Source organism: Flammeovirga aprica JL-4 (assembly GCF_012844305.1).
GTDB lineage: Bacteria > Bacteroidota > Bacteroidia > Cytophagales > Flammeovirgaceae > Flammeovirga > Flammeovirga aprica.
The window spans coordinates 32,104-47,150 of sequence record NZ_JABANE010000057.1 but is presented as its reverse complement, the minus strand read 5'-3'; the positions used below and the strand labels follow the sequence as shown (position 1 = coordinate 47,150).

Below are 15,047 nucleotides of genomic sequence, written 5' to 3'. Positions count from 1 at the left end.
ATTTGCCCCCACTTTTATCTATAATTATCATTAATCACGATACTTTGGAGATCACTTTAAAGTGTCTAAAACATGTTGAAGAGGCATTATCTAATGTTACTTTTCAGGCAGAAATACTATTGATTGATAATTCTGAAGACTCTTGTGATAAGAAGGAATTTCTATCCCGATTCCCACAAATCATTTACCATAAGATTCAAAATGAAGGATTTGGCAGAGCAAATAATTACGGTGCTAAACAAGCAAAAGGAAAGTATTTAGTTTTCATTAATAGTGACCTTTTTATCACTTCAAATTTATTGGAAACGCATATTAATTCCTTAGAAAGTGAAAAAGTAGATGTTGTAAGTGTTGTACAAATCGATGATCAAAAAGAAGAACTTCAATTTCCTTATTACTTCTTTCATCAAACGGATCACATAAAAGATTATTTGCTCCAAAGCCCTTTTGCTTATAAGCTTATGGGAGAGAGAAAACTCAAAAACATCACGGCAATTTCTGGAGCGTATTTTATGATGAAAAGGTCCTTATTTGATGAAGTGAAAGGTTTTGATCCTGACTTTTTCTTATATGGAGAAGATATTGAGTTTTTTACTCATCGGCTAAAGGGAAAAATCTTTTATATCGATACTGAAAACAAGGTTTTACACTATACAAATAGCAGTTCAAAAAATGAACAAACCTCTTTCAGTCAGATGCACCTTTCAGATGCATTAAAATGGTATAAGTATGGTTATAGAAAGTACATTCTTTATGTTCTTTCCACTTATTTGTTTTATTTTCCTCAATGGCTTGTTCTTTCACTTTTACCCATTAGTGATAAAAAATACAACAAGCTTCTGATAAAAACGTATTGGAATTTACTCCCCCACTTGATTTTCAAGATACCAAAGTATTCTAATAATTATGGCAGCCGTCCCAAACCCTTAAAATTTAAATGAGCAGAAAAATCATTCATATTGATATGGACGCCTTCTTTGCTTCTATTGAACAGAGAGACTTTCCTCACCTTAGAGGTAAGCCTGTAGCTGTTGGGGGAAGTAGAGAAAGAGGTGTAGTTGCGGCGGCAAGTTATGAAGCTCGTAAATTTGGAGTCAGATCTGCCATGCCCTCTTCTTTGGCTTACAGAAAGTGCCCACAGATTATTTTCACTAAGTCAAGGTTTCATGTTTATAAAGCGGTATCAGAACAAATAAGGAAAATCTTCTATGAATACACAGACCTTGTAGAACCCTTGTCTTTGGATGAGGCTTATTTGGATGTTACCGAGAACAAAAAAGGGATTGGCTCTGCGATTCAGATTGCAGAGGAAATCAGAAAAAAAATTAGTGATACACTGAATTTAACTGCAAGTGCTGGTGTGTCCTACAATAAGTTCCTTGCTAAAACCGCTTCAGATATCAATAAACCGAATGGAATCGCCGTAATTCTGCCAGAAGAGGCAATTGAGTTTTTAGAAAAACTGCAGATTGACCGATTCTATGGAATAGGCAGTGTAACGGCTGAGAAAATGAAGAAATTAGGGATTTTTAAAGGGAGTGATCTTAAAAAATGGCCTTTAGAACATCTTATTGATACTTTCGGTAAAAGTGGAAAGTTCTACTATCATATTGTGAGAGGTATCGACAATAGGAAAGTAAAACCCTCCCGTGAAAGAAAATCAATTGGTGCAGAACGCACCTTCTCAAAGGACATAGCCGATGTGGGTACAATGAAAAAGCACTTGAATAGAATTGCTGAAATTCTCTGGAATAGAATCACAAGTGCTAATAAGTACGGTAAAACTTTAACTGTAAAAGTTAAGCTTCACAATTTTGAATCGCATACTAAGAGTAAGACTTTTGAAAAAAGAATTATCAACTATAATTTTCTACTACAAGAGTCTTATCATCTTCTGGATGAACTTGAGCCACAGAAGTTCAATGTAAGATTATTAGGTATCAGCGTGAGTAATTTTAGTAGTAATGATGATGAACAACAAAGTTCACACGAGCAGTTGAAACTTTTTTAATACTCTAATTTAAATAAAAGCTTACTACGACAAATGCTAAAAAATAACCTAACAGTAATCCTAAAAATAGACCTAATCCAAAATAGCTATGACTTGTCAACAATTTTTTAATTTGATGTACCATAGTCAGTCACGTTTAATTACAATTATTTACATATATTTACAAATATAGCATTTTTAGTTACTTCACAAAATTTAATTAAATAATTAAATGATCCAATTTTCAGGGGTACACAATACTATATTTCCTCAATGTGAATAAATAATCATTTTTAAATAAGAATATTTTCGATATGCACATATAAAATATTCATTACCAATTAAATAACAACATGAAAAAAAGCTTCATTTCTGCAACTATTTTATTGTTGCTTTTTCTTTTCAATAGTACAATTATGGCTCAAAATCTTGTAGGTCCATGGAAAGGCGAACTAGAAATCCCCACTGGAAAACTGACTGTTATTTTTCATATTAAACATGATAACAACCGTTTTTCTGGAACAATGGATGTACCTGAACAAGGTGGAAAAGGCATTCCTATTCACAGTATAACTTACCAAAATCCTTTTCTGACTATTGAACTTCCTAACCTCGGTATCAAATACGTAGGCAACGTGTTAGACGATGACAATATAGAGGGAACATTTCAGCAAGCTGGAGCCTCTCTTCCACTTCATTTAAAGAAAAGTTTAGAGGTTATCCTTGGTAAACCTAAACCTCAGGAACCTCAAGCTCCATTTCCTTATATCTCTACTAACGTTACCTTTCAAAATGGAAATGTTACGCTCAGCGGAACACTTACACGACCTAAGGAAAATAAAAAATACCCCGCTGTAATTTTAATAACAGGAAGTGGTCCACAAGATAGAAATCATGAAATATTGGGGCACAAACCTTTCCTACTATTGGCTGACCAACTAACAAGAAGTGGTTTTGCAGTATTAAGGTTTGATGATAGAGGAACTGCTAAATCTACTGGTGAGTTTGCTAATTCAACTACTTATGACTTTGCAGATGATGTAGCAGAAGCATTTCACTTCCTATCCAAAAGAACAGATATAGATCCTCAGAAAATTGGTTTATTAGGGCATAGTGAAGGCGGTATTGTTGCTTCGATCACTTATGAAAAAGTACCTCAAGTAGGTTTTATAATACTAATGGCTAGTCCGGGAGTGAAAGGCAAAGATCTAATGCTTTTGCAAAAGAAAGTCATAGATGAAAAGAGTAATGTTCCTCCTGCTGTAGTAGCCAGAGATCAGAAAATATTTGGAGAAGCTTATGATATGATTGTTAGAAAGGAGCAACCTCTGTATGATCGATTGAAAGAATACTTCAAGCATCAGTTGAACGTCCAAGTCAGTGATAAGCAAATTCACAATATTGCACTCTCACTTTCTAACCCTTGGTTTACTGAATTTATCAGATTAGACCCTGCCACTTATTTCCAAAAGGTGAAATGCCCTGTATTGGCTTTGAATGGCTCAAAAGATGTACAAGTCGTGGCTTCTCAAAATTTGCCTGCAATTGAAAGTGCTCTTCAGAAAGCTGGAAATAAACATTTCAAAATTGTAGAGCTAGAAGGCTTGAATCACCTCTTTCAGAAATGTGAAACAGGATTACCTAATGAGTACGGACAAATTGAGCAAACACTTTCTCCTTTTTTATTAGATGAAATAAAGAAATGGATTGTTTTTAATACAGAACAATAAAAGAGCATTTAAGCTTTTGATAGCATTGATAGGGCAACTTTCTTATCTGCATTAAGTTGTTCGATCAATGCTTCTACCCCATCAAATTTCATCTCATCACGAATGTGGTTTACAAATTCCACTTTGACTTTCTGATCGTAAATATCTGATGAAAAATCAAAAATATTGACTTCGATTGTCTGCTGAATTCCTTCTGTTACTGTTGGTCTCCTACCAATATTCATCATACCATTGTGCCATACATCACCTACCTGAATTCTCACTACATACACCCCTGATTTTGGCAGTAATTTGAATTGATCTTGTAACTGAATATTGGCTGTAGGAAAACCGATTTTTCTACCGATTTTATTACCACCTACTACTGTCCCTTCAAAAGTATAATTGTAACACAAATATTTACCGGCCAACTGAACATCACCGGCTTCCAATAGTGCTTTTCGAATTGCCGTTGAGCTAACCGCGGCATTTTCTATTTCTTGTTTTGTGATCTCTTCCACTTCAAAACCAAATTGATCTTGATGTGTTTTCAGGTATTCGAAACCTCCTTCACGGTTTCTGCCAAAACGATGATCATACCCAATTACCAACTTTGTAGTATTGATTTTTTCAATCAATATTTTTCTCACAAAATCCATAGAAGTCATTTGAGAGAACTCTGCATTGAATTCAATTACAATCAGATGATCAATACCTTCCAACTGCAATCGTTCAATCTTTTCATCAAGGTTGGTCAATAATTTCAGTGATTTTTTAGCTTCCTCCGGCTGAATCGTAAACCTTGGGTGTGGCCAAAAAGTAATTAATACCGTTTCTGACTGATCTTCCTTTGCCACCGCTCTAAGGTGTGCCAAGATCTGCTGATGTCCATAGTGTACACCATCAAAAGTACCACTTGTTACTGTTGCCCTCTTTAAAGGGATGAAATTTTCTATACCGTAATGTACTTTCATTCAAAAATCACTGTTATCAATTACAAGCACAAAAGTAATTATATAAGTACCAAATCAAAATTAATAAGTACATGGAAAAAAGAAAAGGGATAATTTTTGATGAAGAATTAAGAATGATGAATGAAGAAAAATGTTTCGTGTTCTGGTTAATAAAGTGATATTTATGATGGATACCGTTGCTTAGATGTTGTATTGCAACGTTAACACGGACCACAGTACAGATCACTTTCACTTTGTCTTCATTCTTCATTCAAAAAGTCCGTTTACTTTTTGTCTTAGTACTTGCTCCAAAAGAAATAAAGGAATAGGTTGCCCTACTCCTTTATCTCTTGTCTGTTTCTCCAGTCTCTGATGACTTCAATCCACTCTTCCACTGTCTTGGCATCTTTCACGTCATACTCTCCGATTTTTGTTCTTCGAAGACCTGACATATAAGCTCCAACTCCTAAAGCTTCTCCAAAGTCCCTTACAAAACTTCTTACGTAAGTTCCCTTTGAGCAAACCATTCTAAATTGGATTTTTGGAAAGTCGATGGAAGTAATCTCCAACTCTTTTATTTCAATTTCACGAGGATCAATTTTCACTTCCTTCCCTTTTCGAGCATGTTTGTATACTCTCACTCCGTCTACTTTGATAGCAGAGTGCATAGGTGGAACTTGCATAATTTTACCTGTGAATTGAGGCAATAGATCTTGAACGTCCTTTTCAGTGATATGACTGAAATCTACTTCGTTCTCTACTTCAGTCTCCAAATCAACAGAAGGTGTAGTGGCTCCAATCACCATTTCCCCTTCATATTCTTTGATTTTTCCCTGAATTTGATCTATTGTTTTTGTCTTTTTACCTGTACACAATATCAAAAGCCCTGTAGCCAAAGGATCCAAAGTACCTGCATGCCCTACTTTCTTCACCTTCATTTCCCAGCGTAACTTTTTCACTACACCAAAGGAAGTCCATTCCAATGGCTTATCCACTAATACAGTTTCTCCTGCTACAAAATCAAAATCCTGCATACGTTTATATCTTAATTAAGAATAGAATAGATGATTGCGATAGTACCTACACTTGCACACCAGATAGAGAAATACATCAATTTCGATTTCTTTACTAATGAAATCATCCACGTACAAGCTACCATACCTGTTACAAAAGCAGCTACAAAACCTACTGTCATAGGCACCACTTCGAACGTAGATGAAAATGCACCATCTAAAATATCTTTCGCAATTTTACCAAAAATCAAAGGCACTACCATCAAGAATGAAAAACGGGCCGACTTCTCTCTGTCAATACCCAAAAGCACTGAAGTAGAAATTGTAGCTCCTGATCTTGAAATACCTGGCAGGATGGCAATCGCCTGAGCAATACCAATAATAATTGCTTCTTTGTATCCTACACTCTTTGAAGTGTTTTTTGCTTTATCTGCTAAAATAAGAAGCACTGCTGTTACTAGTAACATACATCCTACTAATAATACTGCACCTCCAAATAGTTGCTCAATCTGATCGTTTAAAAATACACCCACAAAAGCGGCTGGAATCATAGAAAGAACGATTTTAATAGAGAACTGTGTTTGTTCGTTCCATTTGAACTGGAATAATCCTTTTAAGATCTCTAAAATATCTTTCCTAAAAATAACCACTGTAGACAATGCCGTTGCAAAATGAAGTACAACAGTCATCATCATACTTTCTTCTGCGACACTAGTGTCCCCGAGTATTACCTTAGCAAGTTCTAAATGTCCGCTACTACTCACTGGTAGAAACTCCGTTAGACCTTGGATAATACCAAGAACAATGGCTTCAAAAATATTCATTGATAATATTAATTAATATAGTTTTAGTCTAATTCTTCAGAATCGTTTTTTGATTTAGAATTTAAAAGTATAGCATAGAAATTGAGACCAAATCCACTCATTACGATGATTGGTCCTACTGTCAAACCTAAAACTCCGAATCCCATTGGAGCACTCTCTAATGACATTACAAAAAATCCTAAGGCGATCAACAGAATACCGATAAGCATCCATTGGTAATTTTTCTTTCCAAATGCTAAATGATCTTTATTATTGCTCATGAATATTGTGATTTCAATTTTATGTATAATCCACAAAGTTAATAGTTCAGTCAAATTATTTACTATTTCGTAAGTACTAAGACAAAAAAATTACGCCGTTTGTAGAGTAGTTTAATATTCTTTTAGTTTAAACCTTCATAAAAAGGTGCTGGCTCTATTAAAACCACCTTTTCTTTATCCACTACAACCAATCCTGCCGGATCTCCCTTTCTCTTTCTTACAAACTTTTTAGGAGTGTAAATCACAGGACAAAGTGTGTCTGTTTTTCTTTGTGAATAATAGGCTGCTACAGATGCTGCCTTTTCAATCACATCCACAGGGAAAGTTGGTTGTTTAGATTTCCATTTCACTACTACATGCGACCCTGCCACATCTCTAGCATGTAGCCATAAATCTCTTTTATGTGCATAACGCTGTGTCAGCAAATCATTATTGACCGCATTTTTTCCTACCCAAATCTCAAATCCTTTGTATTCAAATTTCCTGAATGGGAAAACAGGCTCATTTTTCTGCAGTTTCTGTAATGAGTGTGCTTTGATGTATTTTCTGATTTCTCTCACCATCTCAAATTCATCCAATGCATCACGGTGCACCTTCAGCTCCTCCATTTCATTCTCTTTCTGCTGAATATTTCTTTCGAGATTGCTTACTTCCAGTTTTTGATTTTTCGCTTTGCGATAATACGTTTCCGCATTTTTCTGTGGAGTAAGCAATTCATTCAATTTGATTTTAATGTCCTCTTCATTATAAAAATCAAATAAAGTCACCTTTTTAGATCTTGGAGGAATATTATGAAGGTTAGCCATAATGATATTGGCTATCTCCTCAAAACGAGCATTTTCAGTCAGTTCCTCATACCTTGCATAATGCTTTTTCAGGTAGCTTCTCGACTGCTTCAATCGTTTATCTATTTCTTTTAAAAGAGGCCCTTTCTCTCTTTCAACAAAATATCTTTTGGAAAATCTATAGTAAAATTCGTTGGCTGCTTCAATAGGGTGGTCAGACTCTAATAATGTCTCCGCATCTTCCAATTGAAATAATAAAAACTGCACTTGCTCGTTTTTTTCTTCAACAAAATAACGAGGAGATTCCAGCTTTTTCACCAAATCAGAAAGTCTTGTCCATTGTTCATCAGGAGAGACATCATTAAAACCTTGAGACTCCAAATAAGCATTCGCTTCAGGGCCTAAAGTAGGATAGGTAGCTTTTATTCCTCCATCAAAAAACGCTTCTTTAGATTGATCAATTTCCCTATCCAAAGCGTTGATTTCCATGATTTGATCTTCAATGTGTCTTTTTTGGAAAACGGAATGCACTTCTCCCTCATGAATCAAAAGAATATTGGATCTATTGCCATACATTTTAAATAATAACCCCCAATCATTAGTCATTTTGACTAGAAAAGCCCTTTCATTATGATACTGAATAATGTCTTCTACCTCTTGGTCAATCGCATCCTTAAACAGATCAATACTGTTGACTTTTTTTCTTTGATAATCTAATGGAAATGTAAGTAAGTTAAAATTAGGTATCAATGATGCTCTAATCCATTGCTCTTGTACACCTTTGAAAAAACCAATCATCAATTCGTCTTTACTTTGGCTAAAACAAGCCCCAAGGGTCATCCCTACTAATCTTTCTTTTAATGCCTGACTCAGCTGTCTGAGGAAATAATAATTATTGAACATCGTATTGCATATCCCTCCCCAATCCTGAGATCAGTATAGGATTTATATTAATTTCTTTTTTTTATTTTCACTACAAAAAAACGCATATAAATGATATAAAAAAAGCCCCAAGCACGAAGCTTGAGGCTTAAAAGGTTAAATTTCAACTATTATGGTCTTTGATAAATTTTGTCTGAGTTTCTGTACCCGCTCTTGCTCTTATACCAATCCGGGTAATTATGGCCATTCGATTCACCCCAGTTTCTGAAGTGATTGTAAGCATCTGTCACTTCTACACCTTCATAAGGGTAATAGAATTTGTCTGCTACAACATTAATGGCCCATGGATGATTGGCTGATGTTTTATAAAAGAAACCTGCCGGTTTATTTGTTGCATCATCATAAGTTCCAAAGTAAGCCGAATTCGCTAATTCCGTAGGTTCTTGATTTGGCATGTGCACTTCCCTTCCTCTGTCTTGATCAACAAAAATAAACGGATTAGGATAATCTGAGAACGAAGAATTCAAAACTTGTCCCGAATTCATTGTCATAGTTACTGTGAATTGGTGAGGTGTCACATAGTTACTTCCCGTCGGTTTCACGTTGACCAATATATCATTAGAAGACATCAGAGAATAGGCATCCTCAAAAAAGATAACTGAAGCATTTGTATTACCAACTTCAGTTCCATTGGCTCCAACAGTAACTACTCCCTGATCTAACACTTGACCTGAAATTGAGCTGACCGTTGCCGCATTGAACGGGAATTCTATACCAAAACCATTATGGTAATGTCCGCCAATCGCATACAATTCACTTCTCATTACGATGTCTTTAATATAATAGCTTGTATTCACTACTTTCTTGTAATTCACACCAATCACAACATCATTAAAATCATAATCACCCTTTTCAGGCCACATATCTTCAAAGCCGTAAGTAGAGTAATTTGTTTTGTTGTTGATATAAATATTATATGCACGGTCAGGATCTTGTGGATATTCCTCTTCATGATCATATGCTCCATCTCCATCTGAGTCATTTGCCATTGTAATGTCTCCAATATCTGTCAAATCAAATGCGAAAGGATTACTTGTCAAGTAGAACATACAATCGTTGAAATCATTATCACCTCCTGGTCGTGTAATATCTTCAAAACCTAGAACAACAATTTCTCTGTCTACGTCTTTCAGTGCTACCATATGCTGTTTATATTCTGCTTGAGAATCATTATTCAGCAGGTAATTACTATACTTTACTTGATTTCGGTAGATCGCTTCAGATGTACTTGCATTCCAGCCATTAGGTATCAAAACCCATCCAATAGACGTATTTTCATCAAAAGTCCCTAGATATACTTTATGCCCCGTTTCAAGTTCTCCACCTGAATGCAGGAAAGATACATTTGGGAAAACCATTTTGATACTATCAATATCATCCGTTGTTTGTGGAGGGCTTCCTGTTGTATAAGTGTAATAACCTAGCGAGTTTCTCCATCCTGCACCCTCATGCACAAAAGTGATCCAAACATCACAAGAATCCGTAAGCTTTGTATCATAATTCACATCCACTAGATACTGCGGATTGTAAGTGGGAACAGGTCTTCTTTCTGGTAATGATGCATCAATATCATCAATCAGATCCTGAGGTACTGTATCAGGGTCAGTGAGATAATTAGGTAAACCTTGACTGTTCCAACCACCATAAACGTCATGGAGTGTTCCGTTATAATTCGTTCTTGATGACGAACTGCCTGTTTCCTCAATAGTATTGTCATAAATTGACTTATCATTGATAAGCAAACGGTTCAGTCCTGGCTGCACATCAAATTCATAAAACTGAGGCACCCCCGTTTTTAATGCTTTCACATACACCTTGCTCAACCCTTTGTTAAGATTGAACGTTGTAGTGAATGGCTCTTTGCCCTTTAGAGCAACTGTACTGAGTAGGTCTCCTTCCTCAAAATTCTCTGAAGTGTAGATTTCTACAGGCAAGTTTGACTCTGTAAATTCTTGTTGAACTGAGAATAAGAAGTTTGCATTGGTCGAGTAATCAAATGACGGATCCACTTGAAGGGATTCAAAGCCCTCTTCACCAACAGAGGGGACGTCTTGATTAGATTCATCTTCCTTCTGACATGATACGCATAGGAAAACGAGAGACATAATTAGTGAGAGTAATTTTTTCATGATTGAGTGGTTAACAAAACTATACAGTTATAACCCCTAGTAAATCATAAAAAGTTCGATATTAACAACATTTTCTAATTCTTTGAACTATTCAAGTAAAATGCATCATTTTTCAATGATCACTATTCCTCAAATAAGTCAGGTTGTCCAGCATCAATCCAGCAAGTATACCAGAAAGACGCAATTTTCTGCACCGCAGATTGCATGCGTTGCTCGACCATACCGCCTAATTTATCATGGTATGCTTTGGCATATTCATCAGAAGCTTGTATTTCCAACCTTCTACCCCTTCTTTTAATTGTCATTCCAGAGTTCACAGGAAGTTGTTTAACAATATCACGCTCATCCTTCAACACTTTATCAACCAAGGCGTGAGATTCTCTCATAATTTGCCATACTGTTTCTTCTATATCTTCAATATAATAGGGTTCAAGATTTGAAAAAGAATAGTAGTTCCCAAAGTGTTCCGGCAACGTAGATTCCCAAAAAGAGTGTATACCCACCTGTCCTGTCAATTGACCATTATAATTCTCAGTAGTATGTAAAGGGACATGAAGGTCAGCAATGTAATGCCCCACCTCACTTGAATACTTAATGATCAGCTTCTCATTTTTCTCTTCAAAAGCCTTTCTCAGCATATAATAATATCGGATAATATTCCATGGAGCTTCACCATTTTCCAGAAGATGTGCTTCCCCATAACGTAGCAAAGCTTCATCATAAGTCATGGTTTTCAACAATATAGAGTCAGAATAGTGCTCAATATCTATATAATGCTTCCCTCCTTCTCTTTCAAGCAAGCCTCTTCTTTGATCAGGCCGTACGGCTCCTTTTTTAATTTCTTGTAATTGACTTTTATAAAATGGAAACAACTCCTGAGGAAGAATTAATACAGCTTCAGTATTGATTGTAACATGGGCGTAGAAACCCCAGAAAAGAACGGTAAGTGTTTGAAATAGCATAGATCGTTAAGCTTTTGTTTTCCTTCAATTTCCACATAAAACACCACTAATACAAGGCCTCAAAATATGACAAAATCAATACATTTTCATTTTTGTTTAATCATTTTATGATTTTATTAAACAAAAATTTTGATTTGAAAATTTTAACGGCTATAATTGTTTAAACAAATCACAAAAACTTTAAACAAAATCATGACAGCAGTAGAATTTAACAATCGCATTCAATTTTTAATCCCTTCATTGGAACCTTTCGCAATGAAGTTGACTAAAGATCATTCCAACGCTAAAGATCTAATTCAAGAAACAATGTTGAAAGCATTTTCAAACAAAGAGAAGTTCACAACAGGCTCTAACTTAAAGGCTTGGGTTTTCACAATCATGAAAAATACTTTCTTAACTGATTATCAAAAGACATCTAGAAGAAAGACTTTCATCGACACTACCGACAACTTACATTTCATCAACAGCACGAATATTGAGCAAAAAAATGCGGCGTATAGCAACTTTGCAATGGATGATATTCAAGCGGCAATTGAAGATTTGGAAGATATTTACAAGAGACCTTTCGTAATGTATTTCAGAGGATTTAAATACCATGAAATCTCAGAACGCTTAAACATTCCAATCGGTACTGTGAAGAATAGAATCTTTTTAGCAAGAAAAGAGTTAAAACAAATCTTGAAAGTATATGAAATGTAGTCATCTGAACTGAATGGATATTTCATGGTTATACCATAATAACTAAAACCCTCTTTGCTGATTCAATATTTAAATGTATAAATTTGCATCATGTTAAAGGAAGAGTTTTATAATCTTGGTATACATGCTTACTCTGGCTTGATGAGTGTAGCAGCATTATTCAATCCTAAAGCAAAATTATTTGTGGAAGGAAGAAAAAATCTAATTCAAAAAATAAAAGATGACTTTACAGATAACACTAAAGCTGTTGCCTGGTTCCATTGTGCATCTTTGGGGGAATTCGAACAAGGAAGACCTGTCATAGAAGTATTCAGGCAACAGTTTCCCGACTACTTAATAGTGTTGACATTTTATTCTCCAAGTGGGTATGAAGTTCAAAAAAATTACGAGCATGCCGACTTCGTATACTATTTACCAATTGATTCAGCCTACAATACTTCCAATTTTGTAAAAACTATACAACCTAAGATTGCCTTTTTTGTGAAATACGAATTTTGGCATAACTATTTATCCGAGCTAAAGAAAACAAACGCCTATATTGTTTCCTTCTCTACGATTTTCAGAGCCAATCAAGCTTTCTTCAAGAAGCAAGGTGGTTTTCAGCAGAATATGCTTAAAAAATTCGATTACTTTTTCACACAAGATCAGAATTCCTTTGATCTTCTGTCATCCATCAATATCGATAATAAAATAATTGCTGGTGACACAAGATTTGACAGGGTAGCTGATATATGTAATCAGCCCGCACCTAATGAAATTGCCGAAGCTTTCAGCAAAGATTCCTTCACGATTGTTGTAGGTAGCAGCTGGCCTAGAGATATTCAGGTACTTAAAAAAACAGCAAATGAGATTGATAATCTAAAACTGATCGTTGCCCCTCATGAGATAACGGATAAGAAAATAGAGGAAATTTTCACCACTTTCTCTTCAAAAAAAGGAATTACCTACTCAAAAAGTACATTAGAGAATATAAAAGACAAAAAACTGCTTGTCATAGATAATGTCGGTATGTTATCATCGTTATATCAATATGCAGACGTTGCATTTGTAGGAGGTGCTTTTGGAGAAGGACTTCACAACATACTTGAACCAGCTACATTTGGAATTCCAGTAATATTCGGAAGTGAGTACTCTAAGTTTAATGAAGCTATTCAACTCACTGAGAGACAAGGTGCTTTCAGTCTTCAAAACGAAGAGGAGTGTTACAAAAAAGTTCTACAGCTAATGGAGGACAAAAACTACCGTTTAGAAACTGGAAATATTACAAAAAAGTATGTAGAAGAAAACTTAGGAAGCACTAACAAAATCATTGACTTTTGTAAAGGGGTCTTGTAAAATATTCAATAAAATAAGGTATTTTTGCACTCTAAGTTGAATTCGTTCCTTATTTAAATAATTTAATTTACCTTCTTTATCACTCAATGGCAAAAAAGAAAAGTACATCAAAAAAGAAAAAACAAGTTGTAAAGGTTGAAGTAGAAAAGTTTCAAGGCTTGGTCACAAAATCAACCGGACTTTGGTACACTGTCATTGATTATGATACGAAGAAAAGCTATCAAGGACGCTTGAGAGGCAAGTTAAAATTAAAAGGAATGAAATTAACGAACCCTATTGCGGTTGGTGATTTAGTTGAATACTCTTTGGAGGATGAGATTGAAAATACAGTGATCATTCATGATATTCTTCCGAGAAAAAATGTTATATTAAGACAGTCAACTAGAAAAAAATATCATGGACACGTGATCGCTTCTAATATTGATCAAGCTATTCTCATCGCAACACTAGCCTTGCCAAAGACTTCATTAGGCTTTATCGACCGCTTTTTGGTGGCCGCTGAATCCTACAATGTACCAACTTATATCGCATTCAACAAAGATGATTTGCTAGATGAAGACAGCAGAGCATACTTAGATGAATTGAAAAGTATTTATGAACCTTTAGGCTATAAATGCGTAAGGATATCTGCACTGGAAAACAGCAACTTAGATGAAATCAAGTCTATCATTCAAGACAAAACATCTTTGCTTGTTGGACACTCAGGAGTAGGCAAGTCTACTCTTCTTAACAAATTGGCATCAAATGTGCAACAAAGAACCGACGAGGTGTCGTTGTACGCTGAAAAGGGAAAGCACACCACAACTTTTGCCGAAATGTTTGAATTAAAAGATCATAATGGCCATTTAATTGATACGCCAGGTATAAAAGAATTGGGTATCATGGGAATTGAAGAGAATGAAATTGGTCATTTTTTCCCAGAAATCCGAGATGTGATGCATGACTGCAAATATAACAACTGTACTCATACACATGAACCTCATTGTAGGGTACTTGAACTTGTGAATGAAGGAATTATTGCTACCTCTAGATATTTAAGTTACTTAAGTATGATAGAAGGTGATGATAACAGAAAATAATACAAAAAATGTAATCTATTATCTTGTGAAATTTCGAAGATAATACCTGTTGAAACTATACAAATTATGAGAGAAATACTCGTTGAAAAAATTATCACACCAGAATCGACTCTTATCGAATTCTTGATCTATGACCGACAAAAAAAAGCGCTTCAAGTAAATTATAAGCGTGGAAAACATGCAGGAGAAACTAGAGTTTACAAAAACTTTCCTGCTGATTCATTCGACATGATTATTACAGCCCGTTCTAAAGGGAAAGCTCTTTTGAGAGAGTTGAAGAGATACAAGCAAGAAGAAAAATCTTTTTTCAGTTTCTTCAAGAACCTTTTCTCTTCAGGAGACAAAATACCTTACTAGCACTTACTTC

14 protein-coding genes are annotated in these 15,047 nt (G+C 35.2%); 7 read left to right on the top strand and 7 right to left on the bottom strand.

Translation table 11 applies throughout. From position 1 onward, the window contains the following. The first annotated feature begins 2 nt into the window (after positions 1-2). From HHU12_RS19610 to HHU12_RS19600, 3 genes are all read left to right on the top strand, one after another. On the top strand, positions 3-941 hold the full coding sequence (locus HHU12_RS19610) for a glycosyltransferase (RefSeq protein WP_169658435.1): 939 nt from the start codon (positions 3-5) through the stop codon (positions 939-941). Then, positions 938-2,011 carry a DNA polymerase IV gene (gene dinB / locus HHU12_RS19605; RefSeq protein ID WP_169658434.1) on the top strand — a complete coding sequence of 358 codons (1,074 nt, stop codon included), beginning with the start codon at positions 938-940 and terminating at the stop codon, positions 2,009-2,011. Before HHU12_RS19610 ends, dinB begins: the two co-directional genes overlap by 4 nt. 332 nt (positions 2,012-2,343) lie before the next feature. Then, positions 2,344-3,720 carry an alpha/beta hydrolase family protein gene (locus tag HHU12_RS19600; RefSeq protein WP_169658433.1) on the top strand — a complete coding sequence of 459 codons (1,377 nt, stop codon included), beginning with the start codon at positions 2,344-2,346 and terminating at the stop codon, positions 3,718-3,720. Between the two features lie 8 nt (positions 3,721-3,728). Here HHU12_RS19600 and HHU12_RS19595 read toward each other — a convergent pair whose 3' ends face one another. From HHU12_RS19595 to HHU12_RS19565, 7 genes are all read right to left on the bottom strand, one after another. Then, a complete protein-coding gene (locus HHU12_RS19595) occupies positions 3,729-4,673 on the bottom strand; it encodes a bifunctional riboflavin kinase/FAD synthetase (protein ID WP_169658432.1) in 945 nt (314 codons plus the stop codon). A 314-nt stretch (positions 4,674-4,987) separates the two neighbouring features. Further along, positions 4,988-5,686, bottom strand: a complete 699-nt coding sequence (gene truB / locus HHU12_RS19590) for a tRNA pseudouridine(55) synthase TruB (RefSeq protein WP_169658431.1) — start codon at positions 5,684-5,686, stop codon at positions 4,988-4,990. An 11-nt stretch (positions 5,687-5,697) separates the two neighbouring features. Then, positions 5,698-6,489 (bottom strand): undecaprenyl-diphosphate phosphatase, encoded by a 792-nt coding sequence (locus HHU12_RS19585; RefSeq protein WP_169658430.1) that lies wholly within the window; start codon positions 6,487-6,489, stop codon positions 5,698-5,700. Positions 6,490-6,512: 23 nt separating this feature from the next. Continuing rightward, complete coding sequence (locus tag HHU12_RS19580) at positions 6,513-6,749, bottom strand: DUF3098 domain-containing protein (protein ID WP_169658429.1); 237 nt, start codon at positions 6,747-6,749, stop codon at positions 6,513-6,515. Between the two features lie 122 nt (positions 6,750-6,871). Then, entirely contained in the window at positions 6,872-8,437 is a 1,566-nt protein-coding gene (locus tag HHU12_RS19575; RefSeq protein ID WP_169658428.1) for an NFACT RNA binding domain-containing protein, read from the bottom strand. Positions 8,438-8,586: 149 nt separating this feature from the next. Then, a complete protein-coding gene (locus HHU12_RS19570) occupies positions 8,587-10,605 on the bottom strand; it encodes an LruC domain-containing protein (protein WP_169658427.1) in 2,019 nt (672 codons plus the stop codon). Between the two features lie 122 nt (positions 10,606-10,727). Further along, a complete protein-coding gene (locus HHU12_RS19565) occupies positions 10,728-11,567 on the bottom strand; it encodes a zinc dependent phospholipase C family protein (RefSeq protein WP_169658426.1) in 840 nt (279 codons plus the stop codon). A 192-nt stretch (positions 11,568-11,759) separates the two neighbouring features. Here HHU12_RS19565 and HHU12_RS19560 point away from each other — a divergent pair, with 192 nt between their 5' ends. The 4 genes from HHU12_RS19560 (at position 11,760) to HHU12_RS19545 (ending at position 15,037) form a co-directional block, all read left to right on the top strand. Continuing rightward, a complete protein-coding gene (locus HHU12_RS19560) occupies positions 11,760-12,266 on the top strand; it encodes an RNA polymerase sigma factor (RefSeq protein WP_169658425.1) in 507 nt (168 codons plus the stop codon). Positions 12,267-12,356: 90 nt separating this feature from the next. Continuing rightward, on the top strand, positions 12,357-13,601 hold the full coding sequence (locus HHU12_RS19555) for a 3-deoxy-D-manno-octulosonic acid transferase (protein WP_169658424.1): 1,245 nt from the start codon (positions 12,357-12,359) through the stop codon (positions 13,599-13,601). A gap of 86 nt (positions 13,602-13,687) precedes the next feature. Further along, a complete protein-coding gene (rsgA, locus tag HHU12_RS19550) occupies positions 13,688-14,680 on the top strand; it encodes a ribosome small subunit-dependent GTPase A (RefSeq protein WP_169658423.1) in 993 nt (330 codons plus the stop codon). 66 nt (positions 14,681-14,746) lie between these two features. After that, positions 14,747-15,037, top strand: a complete 291-nt coding sequence (locus tag HHU12_RS19545) for a KTSC domain-containing protein (protein ID WP_169658422.1) — start codon at positions 14,747-14,749, stop codon at positions 15,035-15,037. Positions 15,038-15,047: the final 10 nt, after the last annotated feature.